This is a genomic window from Palleronia caenipelagi (assembly GCF_007004065.1).
GTDB classification, from domain to species: Bacteria; Pseudomonadota; Alphaproteobacteria; order Rhodobacterales; family Rhodobacteraceae; genus Palleronia; species Palleronia caenipelagi.
In genome coordinates this window covers 16,590-39,498 of the sequence record NZ_VFSV01000010.1, presented here as the reverse complement: position 1 = coordinate 39,498, position 22,909 = coordinate 16,590, and the positions used below count along the sequence as shown (strand labels likewise).

The window sequence follows — 22,909 nt, the reverse complement described above, 5'->3', positions numbered from 1 at the left end:
CTCCTGTCCCCAAACCCTCTTTGCGGACGGTGGGTCTCTGATAGTCTGGGTCAAAACAAAACGAGCAGGTTTCTGATGTCCTCTTTGCACCCCCTCTCGGATCCGTCCGTGCGGGAACGGCTCCTGTCCGAGCCCGAACCCCTTCTGAACGACCCCGAACTGATGCGCGCCCTCGTCGAAGCCGCCGACGCCGCGCGTGGCGGAAATGTGGTCGACATGCGCGCCGTCGCCATGGATCGTCTCGAAACCCGGCTCGACCGGCTGGAGGAGACCCACCGTCAGGTCATCGCCGCCGCCTATGACAACCTCTCGGGAACGACGTTGGTGAACCGCGCCATCCTCGCCCTGCTGGATCAGGTGAGCTTCGGTGACACGCTTCGCACGCTCGCGGGGCCGGTTGCGGACACGTTACGGGTCGATTCGATCTTGCTGATGCTGGAGACCAAGGGCGACCGGGACAGTGCCACGCTGGGTGATCTTGAAGACATCCTTGCTTTTGTCGAGGAGGGCTTCGCTGCCAACTATGCCGGCACCAGCGCAGGTGGTGTCGCGCGCGACGTCACACTCCGGCAGGTGCCGCGCGGCTTTGCGCCGGTGCACGGCGCCGCAGCCGAAGAGATTCGTTCTGAGGCTTGTCTGATGCTCGATCTGGGCGAAGGCCGGATGCCGGGGCTGCTGGTCCTGGGCTCCCGCGATCCCCAACAATTCGCGGCCGGACAAGGTCACGATCTGCTGACCTTCTTTGCCGGTGTAATCGAGCGGACACTGAGACGGCATCTGGCATGATCTCCCCCGGCCTCGCTGATGCGCTCGAAGGCTGGCTGACCCACCTGCGCGGCGTCGATAACGTGGCCGCAGCGACTCTGGAGGCCTACGGCGCGGATGTGCGGTGCTTTCTCGCGTTCCAGTCCGGTCATCTGGGCGAAGCCACCGGAACCGCGCTGATTTCCGCCATCGGCATCCGCGATATGCGCGCGTGGATGGCGCGGGAGCGGGCCGAAGGCCTTTCGGCGCGGTCGCTGGCCCGCAAGCTCTCCGCCGTGCGCAACTTTGCGGGCTGGTTTGCCGAGCGTGAAGACATAGATGTGACGCCAATCCTCTCGGCCAAAGCACCCAAATTTACCCGCAAGCTACCCCGCCCGGTCTCGGTCGAGGGCTCCCGCGCGCTGATCGAGGCCGCTGCGGAACTGGAGCCCACCGGCTGGGTGGCGTTCCGGGACGCGGCGGTGATGACGCTCCTGTGGGGCTGCGGGCTGCGGATTTCCGAGGCATTGGGACTGGACGCAGGTCAGGCCCCGCTACCCGATACGCTGGTGATCCGGGGCAAGGGCGGCAAGGAACGACTGGTCCCGGTCCTGCCAGCCGCCCGGCAGGCGGTCGAGGCCTACTGCGCGGCCTGCCCCCACGACCTCACCCCCGGCACAGCCCTGTTTCGAGGAGTGCGGGGCGGGCCGCTCAACCCACGCCTTATCGCCAAGGCAATGGAGCGGGCGCGTCACAGCCTTGGCCTGCCCGCCTCTGCCACACCCCACGCCCTGCGCCATTCCTTCGCGACTCACCTGCTGGCGGCGGGCGGGGATCTGCGGGCCATTCAGGATTTGCTGGGCCATGCCTCTCTCTCCACAACTCAGGCCTACACAGCCGTGGACGAGGCGCGTCTGTTGCAGGTTTACGGCAAAGCGCACCCTCACGGATGATTGCGACAAAACTCCCAACCCATCCTGCTTGAACCCGGAGGGCAGTTGCGGATAGACAGCGCATGACCTTTTGCTGAAGTGAGATGATCCGATGTTCGATACCATGACGATGACCAAGATCGTCGGCGGCTTTTGCGGGACCCTGCTGATCTTCCTGCTGGGCGGCTGGGCAGCGGAATTGATCTACCACGTGGGCGACGAAGGCCACGGCGACGAACACCATCAGGCCTACACCATCCCCGTCGAGGGTGGCGAAGAGACCGAGGAAGCCGCCGAAGTGCCGTTCGAAGAGATTCTTGCCTCCGCTGATGCGGGCGCCGGCGAGCGTGTGTTCGGCAAGTGCCGCGCCTGCCACAACCTCGACGGCACCGACGCAACTGGCCCGCACCTGAACGGTGTGGTGGGTCGTGCGGTGGCCTCAGTTGGGGGCTTTGCCTATTCCGGTGCCCTGTCCGAGACCGGCGACGACGCCTGGACCCCCGAAGCGCTGAATGCCTTCCTTGAAAGCCCCAAGAAATATGCTCCCGGGACGAGCATGAGCTTTAACGGTCTGGCCAAGGTCGAAGACCGCGCCAACCTGATCTCCTATCTTGAGACGACTGGCGGGTGAGCCAACCTCGTTACAAATAAATCAAAGCGCCGGCCCTCGGGTCGGCGTTTTTGTTTGCGGATCTTCACGATTTTTCAGCTTGAACCCCGCTCCCCTCGACACATAGCTATGGTAAACGATTTTCGCGACGGAGACGCCCATGACGCCTGCCCGCACCACCCCCGCCCATGCTATCGTCCGGCAACGACCGGATCTTAGACCGGTTTGGCTGGCGGCTTTGGGCCTCGGAGCGCTTTTGGCGACGGGCAGCGCGGTCAAAGCGCAGGACGCCGACGTGACGGAAACCCACGCGTATTCCAACCTCGCGGAGCCTGCCTATGGTCCGGACATCGCGCATCTCGACTATGTCAATCCCAATGCTTCCAAGGGCGGACGGCTCTCGACCTCGACCAGCTCAGTGTTCGACAGCTTTAATCCGTTCACCCGGAAAGGCGTCGCGGAATTCACCGCCTCCAGCCTGATGATGGAAACTATCTTGAGGAGCACCGCTGACGATCCCTATTCGGTCTACTGCTATCTGTGCACAACGATGGAGTACCCCGAGGATATCGCCTGGGTGATCTTTAATCTGCGCGACGATGTGACCTTTTCGGACGGGACACCGATGACTGCCGAAGATTTGGCGTTCTCAGTCAATCTGGTTCTGGAACAGGGCATTGCTGAATTCCGCAACACGTTCAGCCGCTATTTCGACAGTGTCGAGGTGCTGGACCCACATCGGATCAAGTTCACCTTTACTGAGGAAGCCCCGATCCGCGACCGGATCAGCTTCGCCGGTGGTACGAGCGTATTCTCCCAAACAGATTTCGAGACCAACGGCCTGCGCCTCGACGAGAGCCAATCGCGTCCCTTCATGGGAACCGGGCCGTATGTTCTGGGCGAGGTCGATATGGGGCGTTCTGTAACCTACACGAAAAACCCAGATTGGTGGGGCGCTGAGCACCCCCTCAATGTCGGGCGCTGGAATTTCGATGAGATCGGGATCGAGGTTTTCGCCGATGCCTCCGCCGCGCTCGAAGGCTTCAAGGCAGGCGAATACACCTTCCGCAGCGAGAACTCCTCGAAGGAATGGGCGACTTCCTACGACTTTCCCGCTCTGGCAAAGGGCTGGGTGATCAAAACCGAACTCCCAGATGGCGCCATCGGGCAGGCGCAGGGCTTCATCTTCAACCTGCGGCGGGACAAGTGGCAGGATGTCCAGGTCCGGCAGGCCATCGCGGATGTGCTTAACTTTGAATGGTCCAACGACACCCTGTTTTACGGTTTGTATGACCGTCCGGTCTCATTCTGGCAAAATACCGACCTGATGGCGACGGGGACCCCCGGCGAGGATGAAATAGCTCTCCTGCAACCGCTTGTCGATGAAGGACTGCTGCCCGAGGACATCCTCTCTGAGGAGGCTGCGGTTCCGCAGGTCAATGATCCCGAGGGCAACACCCCGTCTCGCCGGGTCCTCCGCGCCGCCTCCGCGTCGCTGGAAGAGGCTGGCTGGACCTTCGCCGAAGGGGCGCAGTTCCGCTCCAAAGACGGTCAGCCCCTGGCCATGACGATCCTCACGACTTCCCCCGCCTTCGACCGGATCGTGAACCCTTATGTGGAGAACCTGCGGCTGGTCGGTGTGGACGCAAAGCTCGAACGTGTCGACAGCTCGCAATATGTCGAGCGCAGCCGCTCTGCTGACTGGGATCTGATCACCCACAGCCCGACGCAGGAATGGGAGCCGTCGAGCACCCTGCGCCAGTGGTTCCACTCCTCGACCGCCGAGGACAGCTCGCGCAACCTGATGGCGTTGCAGGACCCGGCGGTGGACCGGTTGGTGGACAACCTGATCGAAGCGAACACGCTGGAGGATGTGACCACCGGGGCCCGGGCGCTCGACCGGGTGCTGCGCTCGATCCATTTCTGGATTCCCCAGTGGTACAAGGACGTTCACACCGTGGCCTACTGGGACATGTTCCGGTACCCCGACCCGCTGCCGCCGCTCGATCCCGGGGTGTTCGATCTCTGGTGGTACGACGCCGAGGCGGCGGAGCGGTTGAAATCTGAGGGGGCGCTCTGATCCATGGGCGCTTATATCCTTCGCCGTTTGCTCCTGATCATACCGACTCTCATCGGGATCATGATCGTGAACTTCACGCTCACCCAATTCGTCCCCGGCGGTCCCATTGAGCAGATCATTGCCCGGATGGAAGGCGGCGGGGATGTGTTCGAAGGCATTGCCGGCGGCGGCGGTGAGATCGAGAGCAGCGACAGCGAATATGCGGGGGCGCGCGGTCTGCCGCCGGAATTCATCGAAGAGCTGGAGCGCGAATTCGGCTTTGACAAACCGCCGCTGGAGCGGTTCCTGAACATGATGTGGAACTACATCCGGTTCGATTTCGGCGAAAGTTATTTCCGCTCGATCGGCGTGCTGGATCTGGTCTGGGAGAAACTCCCTGTCTCCATCACCCTCGGCCTCTGGTCGACGGTGATCGCCTATCTGGTCTCGATCCCGTTGGGCATCCGCAAGGCAGTCCGTGACGGGTCGAGCTTTGACACATGGACGTCGGCGCTGATCATCGTAGCCTACGCGATCCCGGGCTTTCTCTTCGCGATCCTGCTCCTCGTGCTGTTCGCGGGAGGCTCCTATTTCCAGATCTTCCCGCTCCGGGGACTAACCTCGGATGGCTGGGAAAACATGAGCCTTCTGGGCAAGATCGCCGACTATTTCTGGCACATCACCCTGCCCGTACTGGCCTCGACGATCTCGGCTTTCGCCACACTCACCCTACTGACGAAGAACTCCTTCCTCGACGAGATTAAGAAGCAGTACGTGGTCACCGCGCGGGCCAAGGGCCTGAGCGAAGGCAAGGTTCTCTACGGCCACGTGTTCCGCAACGCCATGCTGATCGTCATCGCCGGTTTCCCGAGCGTTTTCATAGGTGTGTTCTTTGGCGGATCGCTAATCATCGAGACGATCTTCTCTCTCGACGGGCTCGGGCGGCTGGGCTTCGAGGCGGCGGTGGCGCGGGATTACCCGGTGATTTTCGGCACGCTGTTCTTTTTCGGCCTGATCGGCCTCGTGGTCGGGATCCTGTCGGATCTCATGTATGTGCTGGTAGATCCGCGCATCGACTTCGACACGCGGGAGGGCTGAGCATGTCCGACACCCCCGCAACCCAGCACACAGAGCTGCACATGACCCAGCCCGCCATCGACACCCCCGCGCCGCAGCCTGCGCCCGGTGCGGATGCCCCTGCTCCGGTCGCGCCGCGCCGCAGGCGTCCATTCCTGAGCCCGCTGAACCAGCGCCGCTGGCGGAATTTCCGGCGCAACGGGCGCGCGTTCTGGTCGCTGATCCTGTTTTCGATCCTGTTCGGCCTGTCGCTCTTTGCCGAGTTCCTCGCCAACGATAAACCGATCCTCGTCTCCTACGACGGCAGCTATTACACGCCGGTCTTCAACTTCTATCCCGAGACCGAATTCGGAGGCGATTTCCGCACCGAAGCCGTCTATGGTGATATCGAGGTGCGATGCCTGATCAAGACCGGCGGTATGGAAGCGTGCTTTGATACGCCCGAAGAGCTGATCGCCGAGGGCGCCGTGGCCGAGGGCGCCAAGGCCGGCTGGCTGCTCTGGCCACCAATTCCCTACAGCTACAACACGATCAACGATATCGACGGCGCGGCCCCCTCAGCGCCCGATGCCCAGCACTGGCTCGGCACCGACGACACGGCGCGGGATGTGAGCGCCCGGGTGATCTACGGCTTTCGCCTGTCGATCCTGTTCACGCTGATTGTCACGGTACTGACATCGATCATCGGCATCATCGCGGGCGCGGTGCAGGGCTTTTTCGGCGGCTGGACCGACCTGATCTTCCAGCGCGTCATCGAGATCTGGGTCTCCACACCCTCACTCTACGTGATCATCATCCTCTTCGCCATTCTGGGCCGAAGTTTCTGGCTTCTTGTGCTCGTCACCGTCCTCTTTGGCTGGCCCGCCCTCGTCGGTGTCGTGCGCGCGGAATTCCTGCGGGCGCGGAATTTCGAATATATCCGCGCCGCCCGCGCCTTGGGTGTGCCCACATGGAAGATCATGTTCCGCCACATGCTGCCCAACGCCATGGTGGCCACAGTGACCATGCTGCCCTTCATCATCACGGGCACGATCTCGACACTGGCCAGCCTCGACTTCCTCGGCTTTGGCCTGCCCTCTTCGGCGCCGTCACTGGGGGAGCTGACCTTGCAGGCCAAGCAGAACCTTCAGGCGCCGTGGCTCGCCTTTACCGCCTTCACCACCTTCGCTATCATGCTGTCGCTGCTGGTGTTCATCTTCGAAGGCGTCCGCGACGCGTTTGATCCCCGCAAGACCTTTCAGTAACGGCTGTCCATGATCGAGCACGTCCTCTCTTTCTCCGACCTCAACGTCCATTTTCGTCAGGACGGGGCCGAGACCCATGCGGTGCGCAACGTGTCCTTTCACGTGAAGCGCGGCGAGACCGTGGCGCTGGTTGGCGAATCGGGTTCGGGCAAATCGGTGACGGCGCTCTCGACGGTCAGCCTGCTGCCGCCATCCGCCCGGATCACCGGCTCGATCGATTACGAAGGGCAGGAGATGGTCGGCGCGTCGGAGAAGATGCTGCGCAAGGTTCGGGGTAACGACATCTCGTTCATCTTTCAGGAGCCGATGACCTCCCTGAACCCGCTCCACACCATCGAGCGGCAGTTGGGCGAGAGCCTCGCGCTGCATCAGGGGGTGGCCGGGGATGCGGCGCGCGGGCGAATCATCGACCTGCTGAACAAAGTCGGTATCCGCGACCCCGAAAGCCGCCTCGGCGCCTATCCGCACCAGCTTTCGGGCGGTCAGCGGCAAAGGGTGATGATCGCCATGGCACTGGCGAATAAGCCGGACCTGCTGATCGCGGACGAGCCGACCACCGCCCTCGACGTGACCATTCAGGCGCAGATCCTGGAGCTGTTGCAGGAACTGAAGGAGCGCGAGGGGCTGTCCATGCTCTTCATCACCCACGATCTCGGCATCGTCCGGCGCATCGCCGACCGGGTCTGCGTGATGAAAGACGGACAGATCGTTGAGGAAGGCCGCACCACAGAGATCTTCGACAATCCGCAGCACCCCTACACGCAGATGCTGCTCGCCGCCGAATCAACGGGGATGCCCGAGCCCGTGCCGAGCGGAGCGGAGACCATCGCCGAGACCGAAGGCCTGCGCATCTGGTTCCCCATCCAGCGCGGTTTAATGCGCAAGACGGTGGGCCACGTGAAGGCGGTCAACGACGCGAATATCTCCGTGCGGTCGGGCGAGACCCTTGGGATCGTGGGCGAATCAGGTTCCGGAAAGACGACGCTCGCACTGGCGATCATGCGGCTGATCTCCTCCGAGGGGCGGATCGTCTTTATGGGCAAGCAGATTGACGATCTCAAAGGCCGCGCGCTGAGGCCCCTGCGCAGCGACATGCAAATCGTGTTCCAGGACCCGTTTGGTTCTCTGTCGCCCCGGATGACCATTGAGGAGATCATCGCCGAGGGCGTTGGCGTTCACGGCACCCGTCCGGGCGAGGACAAGAGCCAGATGGTCGTGGGCATCATGCGGGAGGTCGGGCTCGACCCGGACACCCGACACCGTTACCCGCACGAATTTTCCGGCGGTCAACGTCAGCGCATCGCCATCGCCCGCGCCATGATCCTGCGGCCGAAACTTGTGGTCCTTGATGAGCCGACTTCGGCGCTCGATATGACGGTTCAGGTGCAAATTGTGAAACTGCTGCGCGATCTGCAGAAGCGCTACGGCCTCGCCTATCTCTTCATCAGCCACGATCTGAAGGTCGTCCGCGCCCTGAGCCATAAGGTGGTCGTGATGCAAAAGGGAGATATCATCGAATCGGGTCCAGTGGATCAAATTTTCGATGCACCCCGCACCGAGTATACACGCGAATTGATGACCGCCGCGTTCGGCGGGCGGGCCGGCTCCGCCGCTTAAAGTCTGGCAAAGCGATCAGATGAATAGGAATGTCCGCCCCGGCGGGGACGGACATTGTGTAGCGCACCAGCAATTGAACGTTCGCTCAGCCCGGTCCCAGTGTTGTGCAAGGCATGGAGCGGGCTTGCAGCCGGCGGCACGCAAGTGCCGCGCGTTCCTGTGTCATACCAACGAAGTTCGCTTCCCACCCTGCCGAGCCGGAGCTGACCTTGCGCAGCGCCTCATCCAGCGTGCCGATCTCGGTCAAAGCGGTTTTCAGCAAGATCTGCTCCGCTTCGTACCGGGTGGTGTATCGTCCCACATTGATCCCCCAGTTCCGACCACCGGAACTCGCCATCCGGGTGACAACTTCGAGGTTCTGGGTCGGTCGGCTGCGGGTGGACTGCGCGCTGGCCACTGCGGCAACAATCTGACTGGCAAGGTTATCCACTTGCTCCGGCCGCATGCGGGGACGACGCGACTGCGCGATCTCGATCTGGCGACGGTCGCTACCACCACGATAGCGGGGCTTCGACGGCTTTCGCACAGCAACACGCTCACGCATGCGGGAGAAACCCATATCCATCAGCTCCGCCACCTGCGCGTTGCGGGATGCGGTGGATTTCCCGCCGAACACTGTAGCGATCACACGCTTGCGTCCACGCTCAGCCGAGGCCACGAGATTGTAGCCCGCCGCATTGGTAAAGCCGGTCTTGATCCCATCGGCGCCGGGATAATCTGACAGCAGGCGACGGTTGGTGTTGCGCACCTCCTTCAGTCCAGCATCGGTGCGTTCCCGCGAGAAGAGGTTGTAATACTCGGGGTAGTCGTAGAACAAATGCCGTCCGAGTACCGTCATATCGCGCGCGGTGGACAGGTGACCATCCTGGGTCAAGCCGTGCGCGTTCCTGAAGGTTGATTTCCGCATTCCCAGCGCCCGGGCTGTCCGATTCATCCGCTCCGTAAAAGCTGATTCGGATCCCGCAACCGCTTCGCCGATCGCGGTCGCCGCGTCGTTGGCAGACTTTACCGCGGCGGCCCGGATCAGATACCGCAGCACAATCTTCTGACCGGCCCGCAGTCCCAGCTTCGAAGGAGGCTCGCTGGCCGCATTCTGAGAGATCAGCACTGGCGTGTTCAGGGAAATCTCTCCGTTCTCAATGGCTTCAAATGCCACATAGAGCGTCATCATCTTGGTGAGAGATGCGGGGTGAAGCCGTGTATCAGCATTGCGGGCATGCAATACCTCACCGTTTCGCGCATCAACCACCATCGCCGCGTAGGGGGCGGCGTGGACCAGCCCCGCGCTCAGAACAAGCGTGAAAAATAGCAATGTTGCTCGCACAAGCGAGTGAAGCCGTAAATGTCGCACGGTGAACCTGCCTCTTTGCCTCTGCCTGCCGACTCTTCGTGGTCGATCATTACGGCAATACGCTAACACGGATTTTACGTCGCGAAAATACCCGCGAGACCTTGTTTTCTCTCGATGCGCTCAACCATTGGAAGATGTTGTCCCATGCTGCGCGGCTGCCACTAGATCAGGTTTGGCGCCACAAAATGACCTTATTTCAGATCCCGAACCAGTCCCGGCAATTGCCCCAGATCCTCGATTTCATGATAGCGCGGCTCGCCCGTAGGTGGTCTCGCCTCTTCGAGCGCCCAGATCTGGCCATGCGGCACATAGACACCGTAGCCGCCCGCTGCGATCATCGGCAGGACGTCCGATGCGAGGGAATTGCCCGCCATGAGACCCGAATCCGGGCCATCTCCGTGATCGCTGAAAATCCGGGTATAGGTCTCAGGATGCTTGCCCGAGACGATCTCGATCCCGTCAAACAAATCACCCAAGCCCGATTGCGCCAGCTTCCGCTCCTGATCCAGGAGATCGCCCTTGGTGACCAGCAGCAGACAGTAATCACCGTGGAGGGCCTCGATGGCATCCCGCGCGTGGGGGAGCAGTTCGATAGGATGGGCCAGCATCTCCTGGCCTGCATCAAGGATCCCGCGCACAACTTCGGCCGGCACCCGATCGCCCGTCACGTCGAGCGCAGTCTCGATCATCGACAGCATGAAGCCTTTGATGCCAAACCCGTAATGACCGACATTGCGGCGCTCCGCCTCCAGAAGTCGCTCGGCCAGATGATCTTGCTCCGCGTGATCGGCTAGCAGCTCGGCGAACCGCGCCTCGGTCATCTTGAAGAAACGTTCATTATGCCAGAGCGTGTCATCCGCGTCGAAACCGACCGTGGTGATTGTGGCCATATGCCCCCCTTTCGCTGGTCCCGTCCTATCTTATATGACGGTGAGCAAATGACGACCCGGAGATCGGGGTCCAGGACGACCGAGGCTGAGCTGACGATGGCAGAGAATGATAACGAGGATGGGGGCGACGGCGATTTTGGCGTCGTGCTCGAAACACGTCCCAAGACCAAGCGCCCACCGCTCTACAAGGTCATGCTGCTGAACGACGACTACACGCCAATGGAGTTTGTCGTGCATGTGCTTGAGCGATTCTTTGGCCTGAACCACGCGCAGGCATTTGAGATCATGCTGACCGTGCACAAGAAGGGACTGGCGGTCGTGGGCGTGTTTTCCTTTGAGGTCGCCGAAACCAAGGTGGCGCAGGTGATGGACTTCGCCCGCCGTCACCAGCACCCTCTGCAATGCACAATGGAAAAGGAATAGGACGCTGCTCTCTGCACGCCTGACGCTCGCCGCCCGAAATAATCTGATTGAGGGGCCGGTTCTCCTCGTTTGCCCCCCCGCCGACACGGACCTGTCTGACCTCACAGGCGATATTGCGGTTTACCACGAAGACCAGCCGGAACATGGGCACTACGCCGCCACGTACCCCATGCGGGACCGGATCGAAGGGCCTGCCGGGACGGTTATCGTGTCGATCCCCCGTGCCCGTGACGCCGCCCGCGACAGAATCGCCCGCGCCAAAGCGACCGGCGCGCGCGTTTTTGTAGACGGGCAAAAGACCGACGGTATCGACGGCATCCTGAAAGAGTGTCGCAAGCTGGGCGAAACCGGCGAGGTGATCTCCAAGGCCCATGGCAAGCTCTTCGCCATCGAGGCGGGTGATTTCTCCGGCTGGATCCGGGATTCCTCGACGACGGCGGAGGGGTTTGTGACGCCGCCGGGTGGCTTTTCGGCCGACGGAGTAGACCCCGGCTCGGCGCTGCTGATCGACGCTCTGCCCTCTTTGAAGGGCAGCGTCGCAGATCTGGGGGCGGGATGGGGCGCGCTCTCGGCGGCTGTGCTCTCGCGCAGCCCCGAGATCCGCTTCTGCGCCCTGATCGAGGCCCACAAGCCATCCCTCGACTGCGCCCGAAAAAATGTCTCCGATCCTCGCGTGACATTTCACTGGGCAGATGCGCGGACGTGGCGCCCGGACGCGAAGCTCGACCACGTGATCACCAACCCGCCCTTTCACAAAGGGCGGTCGGCCGATCCGGGATTGGGGCGGGCGTTTTTACAGACTGCAGCGGCCTCCCTTGGACCGCGTGGCACGCTTTGGCTGGTCGCCAACCGCCATTTGCCTTATGAGCGAACCCTCGCGGACCTGTTCCGCGAGGTCGAGGACCTGCCGGGCACCAATGCCTACAAGCTGACGCGGGCAAGCCGCCCCGTCACGCCACGATAATAAACCGGGAGTTTCCCATGTCGCTTTCCATTTCGGGCAAATGCGCCATCGTCACGGGCGCCGCGAACGGTGTCGGGCTGGCGGTCGCCCGACACTTCATTGACCGCGGCGCAAATGTAATGCTGACAGATATCGACGAAGCCCGGCTGATCGACGAGATTGGCGAACTCAAGGACGAGGACGGCGGCACTGCGCGCTATTTCGCGGGTGATCTGCGGGAAAAGTTGACGGTGGCTAACCTTCTGTCCGCCACGCTGGATGCGTTTGAGCGGGTCGACATTCTGGTCAATGCGTCTCGCCAGATGGAGGTCTCGGACCCGCTCGACCCGAATGATCCCGTGTTAGGAATGTTGTTGGAGCAGAATCTGCTGACCTCCCTGCGGCTCAGCCAGAAGGTCGCGAAACAGATGATCCGTCAGGCCGAGGAAGACGAGCATAGCAGCGGCTCCGTCGGGGCGATCATCAACATGTCCTCGATCGCCTCCCGGCGCACCCAGCCCGAGCTGATGGCCTACTCTATTTCTTCGGCAGCGCTCGATCAGGCAACCCGCAATCTCGCCGTCGCCCTCGCCCCGCATAAAATCCGGGTCAACGGGATCGCCTTTGGCTCGGTCATGTCGGCCTCGCTCAAGGGTGCCATCAAGCAATCCAACGGGTTACGCGAGGAGATCATCGGCGCCACGCCGCTGCACCGGATCGCGGCGGCTTCAGAAGTGGCGGAGGCAGCGCAATTCCTCGCCTCCGACGGAGCCGGGTTTATTACCGGCGAAATCCTGACAGTAGATGGCGGACGGACGCTGCTTGATACGGTCGAAACCGCCGCGCACTGATCTCAGGCCGGACGCGCCCGGCAGGCCGCCACATTCGGTTCGGCCTGCGCGGCGAGTTCGCCACGCTTTTCCCGCAGACTGGCAAGCGTCGCGCGGACCTCGTCGAGATTAACGGCTTCGGGCACGGTCCGGGTCACGGGGAAGCTGTCCACGCAAGCCGTGCCAACGCCGCCATAGCGGCGATGTCCCCATGATCCGATGCCAGAGCAAAGGCTCAACCGGCGGACGTATTCCTTCTCCTTCTTCAGCGCATAGCCGCGCTGGAGGATCAGCTCTTGCTGAGCGATCAGCTCATCTACCGTTCGCAGGTCGCGGGTGGCATCCCGGATGCACGCATCCTGACTAGGCATACAGGCCGCAATCGTTGCGGCGGCAAGAAGGGGCAAGATCAGTTTCATGGCTTCAGCGTAGACCCGGCCCCGCTTCGCGACAATCGCCCATTGCAGCGTCTGCGCCAGATGCTAGGAGTTAGGCATGAACGCGCCTATGACCGAAGACCTCGCCCCCGAACGGGCCCGAGCAGCGGACTGGTTCCGCCGCCTGCGGGACCAGATTGTCGCCGCTTTCGAAGAGCTGGAAGACACCCACGCCGACGGCCCTTTTGCCGATCAGGCGCCGGGCCGGTTCGAGGTGACAGAGACCCACCGCGCCGCACCCGATGGTGGAGATGCGGGCGGCGGCCTGATGAGCGTCATGCGCGGTGGACGTGTGTTTGAAAAGGTCGGCGTGAACGTCTCGACCGTCTACGGCACCCTTGGCGAACGGGCGCAGGCCGCCATGGCCGCGCGGAAGGGCATTCCGGGCATGACGTCTGATCCGCGCTTCTGGGCGTCGGGGATTTCCCTCGTAGCCCATATGCAGAACCCTCATGTGCCTGCGGTCCATATGAACACACGAATGTTCTGGACCCCCCATGCATGGTGGTTCGGCGGCGGCTCGGACCTCAATCCCTGCATCGAATATGACGAAGACACCGCCCATTTCCACGCCACCCAGCAGGCCCATCTGGATCCCCACGGGACGGATCACTACCCGCGCCTGAAGGCCTGGGCAGATGAGTATTTCTATGTGCCGCATCGGGGCCGGGCGCGCGGCGTCGGCGGGATCTTCATGGATGACCAGTGCTCGGGCGACTGGGAGGCGGATTTCGCCCTGACGCAGGACATTGGCCGCGCCTTCCTGCCCGCCTTCGTGCCACTCGTCGAGAAGCGCCGCGGCCAGAGCTTTACCGAGGCCGATAAGGACACCCAGCTCGTGCATCGCGGGCTCTATGCAGAATATAACCTGGTCTATGACCGGGGTACGAAATTCGGGCTGGAGACCGGGCACGACGCCAATGCCGTCCTCATGAGCCTGCCGCCGCTGGCCAAATGGGTCTGATTGCTCGCGCAGCGTGGGCTCCGGCCTGACCGGAGCGCCCTTCCCTCACCGCTCGCGCAGGACTTCGATCATCCGCGCCACGTTCTCCGGGTCCGCATCCGGCGTAATCCCGTGGCCGAGGTTGAAAATATGTGGCCCGCCCGAGAACGCCTGCCGGATACGTCGCACCTCCGCGTCGAGCGCCTCTCCCCCGGTCACCATATGTTCGGGCGCAAGATTGCCCTGCACACAGCCATCGACCTGCACGTGCCTCGCGGCCCAATCGGCATCGGTGCCCTGATCCAGAGCTACCGCATCGGCGCCAGTCTCTTTGGCAAAGCCCACATAGCCCTCACCTGCCCCGCGCGGGAAAGCTATAATCGGCACATTCGGATGGCGGGCCTTGAGCGCGGCGATGATCTTTTTGGCGGGCTCCAGCGCGTAGGCGTGGAAATCCTCCGGCGAAAGCGAACCGGCCCAGCTGTCGAACAGCTTCACCACCTCAGCCCCCGCGTCGATCTGGCGGGACAGATATTCGATCGTGGCGTCGGTGATGAGGTTTAACAGGCCTTCAAAGGTCGCGCGGTCCTCGGCCTTCAGCGCATGCGCAGGTCCCTGATCCGGTGTGCCACGCCCGGCGATCATGTAGGTCGCAACGGTCCAGGGTGCGCCAGCAAATCCGATCAGCGTCGTTTCCTTGGGCAATTCGCGCGACAGGATCGAGACCGTCTCATAGACCGGCGACAACGTCTCGTGGATCTCCTCAACGGGACGCAGGGCGGCGAGCTTGTCCGGCGTATCAGTCAGCGACAGCCGTGGCCCCTCACCTGTGACAAACCACAGATCCGCCCCCAAGGCCTGCGGCACCAGCAGGATGTCGGCAAACAGGATTGCCGCATCGAAGCCGTAGCGCCGGATCGGCTGGAGAGTCACCTCAGCGGCCAGCTCCGGATTATAGCACAGCGACAGGAAATCGCCCGCCTGCGCCCGCGTCGCCCGGTATTCGGGCAGATAGCGCCCCGCCTGCCGCATCATCCAGATGGGCGGCACGTCCTGAACCTCACCGGCCAGGGCTCGCAAGATCGTCTTTTCGGCCATAAGGCTCTCCCTCGTCACGTTCTTCGCTTGGTCAACCGGGACGGAAGCGCTGTCAAGTCGCGCACCCCATTGCCCTGCCCGCAGAGCGCCGCTACCCATTGTCCCATGGATATGCCTCGCCCCGACACCCCGCTGAAAATCGGCACCCGCGGCTCGCCGCTGGCGCTTGCCCAGGCCAATGAAACGCGCGACCGGCTCGCCCGGGCCTTTGACCTGCCCTACGAAGCGTTCAGCATCGTGGTGATCAAGACCACGGGCGACCGGATTATCGACCGCCCGCTCAAAGAAATCGGCGGCAAGGGCCTGTTCACAAAGGAAATCGAGGACGCGCTCCTGTCCGGGGATATCGACATCGCGGTACACTCGATGAAGGACATGCCGACCCAGCAACCGGACGGGCTGGTGCTGGAGACCTACCTGCCCCGCGAGGATCCCCGCGACGCGTTCATCTCGCTGGCAGGCGGGACCCTCGGGGATCTGGCACCGGGCACTGTTGTTGGGACCTCATCCCTGCGGCGCAAGGCACAACTCCTGCACCGGCGGCCCGATCTGGAGGTCGTGGAGTTCCGGGGCAACGTCCAGACCCGGCTGGCCAAGCTGGAAAAAGGCGTGGCCGCCGCGACCTTTCTCGCCATGGCCGGGCTGAACCGGCTCGGCTATGATGATGTGCCGCGCGTGGCAATTTCCGAGGACGACTTGCTGCCCGCCGTGGCGCAGGGTGCCATCGGGATCGAGCGCCGGGCGGATGATCCGCTGACGGCCCACATGCTGTCCGCCATCCACGACACCGAGACGGGCCTGCGCCTCGCCGCCGAGCGCGCGTTTCTCGCGCGTCTCGATGGGTCCTGCGAGACGCCCATTGCCGGACTGGCGACGCTCGACGGCGACACGCTGACGCTGCGTGGCGAAATCCTGCGGCCCGACGGGTCGGAAAGCCTCTCTGACCAGATCAGCGGCCCGGTTTCCGACGGCGCGAGACTCGGGGCGCAGCTCGCGGAAACGTTGCTGGGACGCGCAGGCGAAGGGTTCTTTGACTGGCGCGAGCCGACGCCCACGGCCTGACTGTTCGCTGGCGCACACGCGCCTACGTATTCTGAGAGTTGATATCGTGGGCGCACAGAGCCATCTGCGATCCAACGCAACGTCAACCCAAAGGGACTGAAATGAAAATTCTTGCTTTCGGCGCCAGCACCAGCCGCGACTCGATCAATGCCAAGCTCGCCACGTTGGCCGCAAACCGCTTCAAGGCGCAGCACGCCGCCGACGCGGAGATCATGACCGTTGATCTGAACGACTACGAGATGCCGCTCTATTCTATCGACCGTGAGACCGCGGACGGGATCCCGGCCAATGCACACGCGCTGTTCGAGAAAATCGGCTCAGCGGATGCGTTGATCATCTCCTTTGCCGAGCATAACGGAAATTACACGGCAGCGTGGAAGAACAGCTTTGACTGGATGAGCCGGATTGACGGCAAGGTCTATCAGGACCGCCCCATGGTGATCCTCGCCACTTCCCCCGGACCGGGCGGCGCCACTTCCGTGCTGAACCTTGCCGAAAATTCCGCACAGTTCTTCGGCACTGAGATCAAGGGCAAGCTGAGCGTCCCCGTCTGGAACGAAGCCTACGACGCTGAGAACGACACGCTGACCTCGGACACGCTACTGTCTGCGCTGGACGAAGCCCTCTCGGCACTGGCTGGCTAAGACAGCCCCCTCTTGACGAAAGCGGCAGGGCGCTCGATAGCGCTATCATGAACGCCCTCCGCCTCATCACCCAAGACCCGATCCTGCGCCTTCTCGCGATTGCGGCGTTCTTCACCGGCAGTTTTACAGCCTCCATTGGGCCGATGCAGTCGGTGATGGCGATCCGCTGGTTCGGCATGTCAGATCCCGCATTTGCGGTCATGTATGTGACCGGCTCTACCCTATCGCTGGTCTGCGCCATCGGGGTCGGGATCCTCACCGATCAAACAGGCCGCCGACGCAACGCTGCCCGACTAGCCGCGCTGGCAGGGTTCGGCGGCGCAGCGCTGGTCTGGACGACCCAAAGCCACTGGACGTTTCTGGCCGCGCATATGGTGATCTTCCCGCTCAGCGCGACGCTATTTTCCCAGATCTTTACGCTCTCGCGCCTCGCCGCGAGCCATCACGGTCCCGCAGACGCCGCCGCAATCCTCTCGGCTATCCGGGCCATTCTGGCCCTCCCGTGGTTGATCATCCTGCCGCTCTGGTCGATGGCCTTCGAGGCGGGCGTTCCGATCATCTCCATCTATGCAGGCGGCGCGTTGGGCGTGGGCATCATCGCGGCGATCTTTGTCTTTGCCTGGCCAAAGGACGGCCAGACCCGTTGGCAGGACGGAGCGTCCGGCCTCAGCCTGCGCGCTGCCCTGCGCGAGCTGACCCAGCCTGCGGTGATCAGTCGTGTCCTCCTGCTCATCGGCGTGCTCATGGGGGTGATGGTCTACCTTACCCTCACGGGCCTCATCCTCACAGGGATCGAAGGCCGGGGCACCGCCGATGTGGCGTTGTTCACAGCGCTGGTGGCCGGTTTCGAAGTGCCCTTCATGCTGGCGCTGCGGCGGCCGCTCCTCCTGCTCGGGCGCACCAGGCTCATCGCGCTGGGTGCGGTGATCCACGCGAGCTTTCTGATCCTGTTCCCGCTGATTGCCGAGACGTCGCTCCTCTGGGGCCTGCCGGTTCTGGCGGCGATGGGCGCGGCGGTGCTCCTGACCCAACCGATGCAGTACCTTCAGGACCTGATGGCCAGCCGCCCCGGCGCCGGAGGATCGCTGGTCGCCATCTGCAATCTCGGCGCGCAGATTGCAGCCTCCGCCATCTTTGCCGCAGGCACGGCCCTCGGCAGCTACGGAACCGTGGCCTATCTCGCAGCGGGGCTGGTGGTCGCCTCCGGACTGTCGCTCATCTGGCTGGACCGACGGGATTCGACCCTGATGTGACTTTGGGCAATTGCACTCCTCGGCGCCATTTGCAAAACGATGGGGTGAGCAAAGGGAGAGAGATGGATCAGCCCACCCATATCGGCATTGTCGGAACCGGCCTCATCGGCGCGGCTCTGGCGGAACTGATCGCCGAGCGTCATCCGGAGATCACCGTGCACGCGGTCGAACCCAACGGCGCTTATCGGGCGGCTGTCTCGGCACGGCTGCCGCGGATCAAATGGGCCCATTGCGCGACGGAGCTGGCCACCTGCGATCTGATCTGTCTCGCCTGCCCCCCCGATGCGGTGACCGGACTGGCGCGCGAGATCGCGGCGGCGGGCAACCCGCTGATGTTCGATGTCGCCTCCGTCAAGGAACGGATCACCACCGAGCTCTCCGACGTGCCGCGTTTCGTGGGCGGTCACCCGCTCTCGGGCGGCAACAGCCCGGGCCCGTTCGAAGCTGAACCCGATGCGCTGATCCGCACCCGGTTCGTGATCACACCCCATCCCGGGAACAGCGACGACGACATTGAGACCGTCGAGCACTTCCTCGCGTCTCTCGGCATGACCGTGTTCCGTATGGACCCAAAATCCCACGATGCCCTGCTGGCGCGGACCTCGCACCTGCCGCATCTCCTGTCCTACGGCTATGCACAAATGCTGGACGGGATTGATGCAGGCGATCTGGTTTCTCTCGCCTCGCGCTCGACCCGCGAGATGACCCATTTCGCCAGCGACAATACGGCCATGTGGGCGGGCATATTCCAGCAGAATGCGCCCCATGTCTCGGCAGCGCTCGATGACGTGATCCTGGACCTCATGCGCCTGCGCGAATCCTTCGCCAAAGGCGACACCACCGACCTCATGGACAGGCTGGGCCGCGCATCCGCGCGGGCCGCGTCCCTCAGCAGGAGTTCTGACGAATGACGAAGATCGGCTATCTTGGCCAGCCAGGCAGCTATTCCCATCAGGCCGCATCCCGCCTGCGTCCCGAAGCCGAGCATGTGCCCTATCCCAGCTTCGAGGATCTCGTCGCTGCGGCCGAGAGTGGCGAGGTCACCGAAGCGGTGCTGCCGCTGGAGAACTCCGAATCGGGCCGCATCCCCGACGTGCATCGTCTGGTGGTCGGCATGGAGCTGTTCATCACCGGTGAGCTGCTCCTTGACGTGTCGCACTGCCTCGTCACCTGCGGCCCCACGGTCGAGGCAGAGATCCACTCGATTTTCTCGCACCCGCAGGGCTTCCTGCAGAGCTCACATTTCCTCAAGGACCGCTTCCCCGAAACAACCCACAAGACACGCTCCGATACCGCCACCGCGGTGCGCGAAGTCGTCGAGTCCGGCGACCGGCATCTGGCGGCGATCGGCTCCGAGTTCGCCGCTCAGCACTATGGCGGCACTGTCCTGCATAAGGGAATCTCCAACCGAGACGACAACATCACGCGGTTTGTGATTGTCTCGCGGGAGGCCCAGACCGACCCGTCCCACGACATGTCATCGCTGATCATTCAGGTCGGCCACGAACCGGGCAGTCTGGTCAAAGCGCTGGCCGTGTTCGGCTCCCATGACGTGAATATTACAAAACTGGAGACCTACATGATCTCCGAGCGGACAGAGCTGCCGACCTTCTATCTGGATATCGGCTGCGGCTCCGAGGCAGAAAACCTGATCGCTGCCATGCGTGAGATCGAGCAGCACATCTCCTATTCGAAGTTCCTCGGCAGCTACCGCTCCGATCCCGCCCGTTCCGGCCGTAACGGCTTCCTCAAGCCCTGATCCGCGCTCCGAAAGGACTCTCCATGGCCAATCCGAAATACGATTCGATCCCGTTCTTCATCGACGAGGAAAAAGACAAATACGCCACCTTCGCCCGGGGCCGCTCCATCAGGGATCTGGGCAAGCTGGTTCTCGCGGTGCGTAATGCCGAGGAACTGGGCGCTGCCGCAGAGCCTCTGGCCGCCGCGTTTCTGACCACGAACCTGCTTTTGATGAGCCGCGCCCACCGCCGGATCGCCAAGCTGGTGATGCTGGACATGGCGGGCACCGACCGCTCGCGGCTTTTCCCGGTCACCAATGCGCTGCGCTACTTCCTGATGGAAGACTACACCCAGCTCGACAATTTCGACGCCTGGGTGACATCTCTCTCGGGCATCGTCTCCGTCTCCGACCGCCTGCGCGAAGAGCTGAGCGATCTGTCCGACTTCATGACCTCGTCTGAACTGGGGGACGCGGGATCGCGGCAGCGCAAGGCCGAAACCATGCTCGCGGTCCGTTCCCCTGCCTTCAGCGAAGATCAGGGCCTGACCGCACGCGTCTCGAACCCGTTCGTCGCCCTGTTTCATGCAGGCGATGAAGAGAGCCGGGAGGTCGTCTCCCAGTCGGTCTACGGTCCGGGCTTCTCGCTCCGGGTCGCCAATTCGCGGGACGTGATCGTCATCGACATCGACGGCGCCCGTGCCGAGGAGGCGCTGCAACAGTGGATCGGCCGCCTCGACGGCGTACTCGACAACGCGCTGCTGGGCCTGAAACCCGCAGGCTGAACCGCCATTACAGATCGAACAGGTCGCCCCCGGTCACCGTCGGGGGCGCCATCCCAAGATGGCTCCAGGCCCGCGGCGCCAGCATTCGGCCGCGCGGTGTCCGCTGGATCAGACCTTGCTGCAACAGGTAGGGCTCGATTACTTCTTCCAGAGCATCACGGCTCTCGGACAGCGCTGCCGACATAGTCTCGATCCCCACGGGACCGCCCTGATAGTGCTCAGCGATCAGCCGAAGATACCGCCGGTCCGCGCCGTCCAGCCCCAGCGCATCCACTTCCAGGCGGGTCAGCGCCCGGTCAGCCAGCTCCCGTGTCAGACGCCCATCCCCCTCAACCAGAGCAAAATCGACCACCCGGCGCAGCAGCCGACCGGCAATCCGGGGCGTTCCCCGCGAGCGCTTTGCAATCTCGCGAGTGCCCTCGGGTTCGGCCTCGACGCCCAGCTTTGACGCGCCCCGCGCGACGATCGCGGTCAGCTCGTCCACATTGTAGAATTGCAGCCGGATCGGGATGCCAAAGCGGTCCCGGAGCGGCGTCGTCAACAGCCCCAGCCGGGTCGTCGCCCCCACCAGCGTAAAGGGCTGGAGCTCAATTCGGACCGTCCGCGCCGCTGGACCCTCGCCGATCACCAGATCCAGCTCAAAATCCTCCATGGCGGGATAGAGGATTTCCTCCACCACCGGATTCAAGCGGTGGATCTCGTCGATAAACAGGACATCCCGCGCTTCGAGATTGGTCAGGATCGCCGCCAGGTCCCCGGCCTTGGCCAGCACCGGCCCGGACGTCATGCGGAAATTCACCCCCAATTCGCGCGCGACGATCTGGCAAAGCGTCGTCTTACCCAGCCCCGGCGGCCCATGAAACAGGGTGTGGTCCATGGCCCTCCCGCGCATCCGGGCGCTCTCGATGAAAACCCGCAGATTGGCCCGTGCCTCGGCCTGACCTACAAAGGCATCTAGACTCTGCGGTCGCAGCGCATTCCCCTCATCCTCGGGGAGACTCTGGGGGCGCAGGGTGGGATCGGGTGTGATCACTGTCGTATCCTCCCCTTAACCCTTGGGCGCAAGCAAACGCAGAGCCGCACGGATCAGGTCCTCTGTCCCTGCCTCAGGATCGCCGTCCGCTGCCTCCGCGATCGCCTGCACGGCCTCTGACGGGCCATAGCCCAGATGGCTGAGCGCCGACAGCGCCTCCGCCTGAGCCGCCGCGCGGCCGTCCTGAGCAGTGCGCGACGGGGCCGGGGCAGTCGCGCCAGAGCTGGGGGGGGGCACGTCCATCACAGATACCTCTGCCGGAGCGGATGTCGCGCCGCCTTGTACGCCCAATGCCATCACCGCCGGAGCTTTGTCCTTCAGCTCATTGACCACCCGCGCCGCGATCTTTGGCCCAACACCCGGGGCCGCTCGGATCGCAGTCGAATCTCCCAGTGCAATCGCCCGGCCCACGCCCTCCGGACCCAGCGTTCCAAGGATCGCCAGCGATGCCTTCGCCCCGATCCCCTGAACGCTCGTCAACAAGCGATGCCATTCCTTTTCCAACAGGGACGCGAACCCGAACAGCTGGAGCAGATCCTCTCGCACCAGCAGCTCCGTATAGAGAGAGCACACCTCTCCAGGCCCCGGCAACCCCGCCCTGGTCCGGTCTGAAATGTAGACGACATAGCCTACGCCGCCCACATCGATCAGAACATGATCGCTGCCGATATAACCCACACGCCCCGTCAGCCGTCCGATCATCGCACCACCTCTACAAGGTTGCGCCGTGTCGACAGATGCGTCGCGTGACACAGGGCAATCGCAAGCGCATCCGCCGCATCCGGCCCCACCGGCATCGCCCCCGGTAGTTGCAGTTTGACCATGTGCTCCACCTGTTGCTTGGCCGCGTGGCCCACGCCGACCACGGTTTTCTTTACCGCGTTCGGGGCATATTCACCGATCTCGAGGCCGGTCTGCGCCAACGCCAGCAGAGCCACGCCCCGCGCCTGCCCGAGCTTCAGCGTCCCGGCCCCGTCCCGATTCACAAAGGTCACCTCAATCGCAGCGTGATCCGGTTGATACCGGGTCAGCAAATCCACCAGCTGCTCATGGAGCCGCAAAAGCCGCGCCGCCAGCGTCCCATCGCCGGACTGGCACTGCCCGTTGCCCACATGGGAGAGCCGCGCGCCGTCTACATCGATAACCCCCCACCCAAGGCTCCTCAGCCCGGGGTCGATCCCAAAAACGCGCATCAT

At 63.2% G+C, this 22,909-nt stretch carries 24 protein-coding genes; 17 read left to right on the top strand and 7 right to left on the bottom strand.

Annotated elements, in window-relative coordinates; translation table 11 throughout:
* Positions 1-75 precede the first annotated feature (75 nt).
* From FEV53_RS07905 to FEV53_RS07875, 7 genes are all read left to right on the top strand, one after another.
* Positions 76-786 carry a DUF484 family protein gene (locus FEV53_RS07905; protein WP_142834266.1) on the top strand — a complete coding sequence of 237 codons (711 nt, stop codon included), beginning with the start codon at positions 76-78 and terminating at the stop codon, positions 784-786.
* Entirely contained in the window at positions 783-1,697 is a 915-nt protein-coding gene (locus FEV53_RS07900) for a tyrosine recombinase XerC (RefSeq protein ID WP_142834265.1), read from the top strand. Before FEV53_RS07905 ends, FEV53_RS07900 begins: the two co-directional genes overlap by 4 nt.
* Positions 1,698-1,788: 91 nt before the next feature.
* Positions 1,789-2,307, top strand: coding sequence for a c-type cytochrome (locus tag FEV53_RS07895; RefSeq protein ID WP_142834264.1), 519 nt, complete (start codon positions 1,789-1,791; stop codon positions 2,305-2,307).
* A gap of 139 nt (positions 2,308-2,446) precedes the next feature.
* Positions 2,447-4,366, top strand: coding sequence for an extracellular solute-binding protein (locus FEV53_RS07890; protein ID WP_142834263.1), 1,920 nt, complete (start codon positions 2,447-2,449; stop codon positions 4,364-4,366).
* A 3-nt stretch (positions 4,367-4,369) separates the two neighbouring features.
* Positions 4,370-5,443 carry a microcin C ABC transporter permease YejB gene (locus FEV53_RS07885; RefSeq protein WP_142834262.1) on the top strand — a complete coding sequence of 358 codons (1,074 nt, stop codon included), beginning with the start codon at positions 4,370-4,372 and terminating at the stop codon, positions 5,441-5,443.
* A 41-nt stretch (positions 5,444-5,484) separates the two neighbouring features.
* Positions 5,485-6,666 (top strand): ABC transporter permease, encoded by a 1,182-nt coding sequence (locus FEV53_RS07880; protein ID WP_142834361.1) that lies wholly within the window; start codon positions 5,485-5,487, stop codon positions 6,664-6,666.
* A 9-nt stretch (positions 6,667-6,675) separates the two neighbouring features.
* Positions 6,676-8,283, top strand: coding sequence for an ABC transporter ATP-binding protein (locus tag FEV53_RS07875; RefSeq protein WP_142834261.1), 1,608 nt, complete (start codon positions 6,676-6,678; stop codon positions 8,281-8,283).
* 85 nt (positions 8,284-8,368) lie between these two features.
* Here the strand turns inward: FEV53_RS07875 and FEV53_RS07870 are convergent, their stop codons facing one another.
* Together FEV53_RS07870 and FEV53_RS07865 are read right to left on the bottom strand one after the other, a co-directional pair.
* On the bottom strand, positions 8,369-9,535 hold the full coding sequence (locus FEV53_RS07870) for a D-alanyl-D-alanine carboxypeptidase family protein (protein ID WP_142834360.1): 1,167 nt from the start codon (positions 9,533-9,535) through the stop codon (positions 8,369-8,371).
* Between the two features lie 290 nt (positions 9,536-9,825).
* Entirely contained in the window at positions 9,826-10,524 is a 699-nt protein-coding gene (locus FEV53_RS07865) for an HAD family hydrolase (protein ID WP_142834260.1), read from the bottom strand.
* 96 nt (positions 10,525-10,620) lie between these two features.
* Between FEV53_RS07865 and clpS the strand changes: the two genes are divergently transcribed.
* From clpS to FEV53_RS07850, 3 genes are all read left to right on the top strand, one after another.
* Positions 10,621-10,947, top strand: a complete 327-nt coding sequence (gene clpS / locus FEV53_RS07860) for an ATP-dependent Clp protease adapter ClpS (RefSeq protein ID WP_142834259.1) — start codon at positions 10,621-10,623, stop codon at positions 10,945-10,947.
* A gap of 208 nt (positions 10,948-11,155) precedes the next feature.
* Positions 11,156-11,911, top strand: coding sequence for a class I SAM-dependent methyltransferase (locus tag FEV53_RS07855; RefSeq protein ID WP_246100757.1), 756 nt, complete (start codon positions 11,156-11,158; stop codon positions 11,909-11,911).
* 17 nt (positions 11,912-11,928) lie between these two features.
* Positions 11,929-12,741 carry an SDR family NAD(P)-dependent oxidoreductase gene (locus tag FEV53_RS07850; protein WP_142834257.1) on the top strand — a complete coding sequence of 271 codons (813 nt, stop codon included), beginning with the start codon at positions 11,929-11,931 and terminating at the stop codon, positions 12,739-12,741.
* Between the two features lie 2 nt (positions 12,742-12,743).
* On the opposite strand, the gene FEV53_RS07845 is transcribed toward FEV53_RS07850, so the two are convergent.
* A complete protein-coding gene (locus tag FEV53_RS07845) occupies positions 12,744-13,139 on the bottom strand; it encodes a hypothetical protein (RefSeq protein ID WP_142834256.1) in 396 nt (131 codons plus the stop codon).
* A 76-nt stretch (positions 13,140-13,215) separates the two neighbouring features.
* Here FEV53_RS07845 and hemF point away from each other — a divergent pair, with 76 nt between their 5' ends.
* Positions 13,216-14,121: an oxygen-dependent coproporphyrinogen oxidase gene (gene hemF / locus FEV53_RS07840; RefSeq protein ID WP_425465474.1), complete on the top strand. Its 906-nt coding sequence runs from the start codon at positions 13,216-13,218 to the stop codon at positions 14,119-14,121.
* A gap of 45 nt (positions 14,122-14,166) precedes the next feature.
* On the opposite strand, the gene hemE is transcribed toward hemF, so the two are convergent.
* Complete coding sequence (hemE, locus tag FEV53_RS07835) at positions 14,167-15,198, bottom strand: uroporphyrinogen decarboxylase (protein WP_142834255.1); 1,032 nt, start codon at positions 15,196-15,198, stop codon at positions 14,167-14,169.
* Between the two features lie 111 nt (positions 15,199-15,309).
* On the opposite strand from hemE, the gene hemC reads away from it, so the two are divergent.
* From hemC to FEV53_RS07805, 6 genes are all read left to right on the top strand, one after another.
* On the top strand, positions 15,310-16,260 hold the full coding sequence (gene hemC / locus FEV53_RS07830; protein ID WP_142834358.1) for a hydroxymethylbilane synthase: 951 nt from the start codon (positions 15,310-15,312) through the stop codon (positions 16,258-16,260).
* Between the two features lie 101 nt (positions 16,261-16,361).
* Positions 16,362-16,904 (top strand): NADPH-dependent FMN reductase, encoded by a 543-nt coding sequence (locus FEV53_RS07825; protein ID WP_142834254.1) that lies wholly within the window; start codon positions 16,362-16,364, stop codon positions 16,902-16,904.
* A 47-nt stretch (positions 16,905-16,951) separates the two neighbouring features.
* On the top strand, positions 16,952-18,157 hold the full coding sequence (locus FEV53_RS07820; RefSeq protein ID WP_142834253.1) for an MFS transporter: 1,206 nt from the start codon (positions 16,952-16,954) through the stop codon (positions 18,155-18,157).
* Between the two features lie 62 nt (positions 18,158-18,219).
* Positions 18,220-19,068, top strand: coding sequence for a prephenate dehydrogenase (locus tag FEV53_RS07815; protein WP_142834252.1), 849 nt, complete (start codon positions 18,220-18,222; stop codon positions 19,066-19,068).
* Entirely contained in the window at positions 19,065-19,916 is an 852-nt protein-coding gene (locus FEV53_RS07810; RefSeq protein WP_142834251.1) for a prephenate dehydratase, read from the top strand. The genes FEV53_RS07815 and FEV53_RS07810 overlap by 4 nt, the downstream gene beginning before the upstream one ends.
* A gap of 23 nt (positions 19,917-19,939) precedes the next feature.
* Positions 19,940-20,680: a hypothetical protein gene (locus FEV53_RS07805; protein ID WP_142834250.1), complete on the top strand. Its 741-nt coding sequence runs from the start codon at positions 19,940-19,942 to the stop codon at positions 20,678-20,680.
* A 7-nt stretch (positions 20,681-20,687) separates the two neighbouring features.
* On the opposite strand, the gene ruvB is transcribed toward FEV53_RS07805, so the two are convergent.
* From ruvB to ruvC, 3 genes are read right to left on the bottom strand one after another with little or no spacing between them, the layout of a single operon-like run.
* A complete protein-coding gene (ruvB, locus tag FEV53_RS07800) occupies positions 20,688-21,713 on the bottom strand; it encodes a Holliday junction branch migration DNA helicase RuvB (RefSeq protein ID WP_142834249.1) in 1,026 nt (341 codons plus the stop codon).
* Between the two features lie 15 nt (positions 21,714-21,728).
* Positions 21,729-22,415, bottom strand: a complete 687-nt coding sequence (ruvA, locus tag FEV53_RS07795) for a Holliday junction branch migration protein RuvA (protein ID WP_142834248.1) — start codon at positions 22,413-22,415, stop codon at positions 21,729-21,731.
* Positions 22,412-22,906 (bottom strand): crossover junction endodeoxyribonuclease RuvC, encoded by a 495-nt coding sequence (gene ruvC, locus FEV53_RS07790; protein ID WP_142834357.1) that lies wholly within the window; start codon positions 22,904-22,906, stop codon positions 22,412-22,414. Before ruvC ends, ruvA begins: the two co-directional genes overlap by 4 nt.
* Positions 22,907-22,909 lie beyond the last annotated feature (3 nt).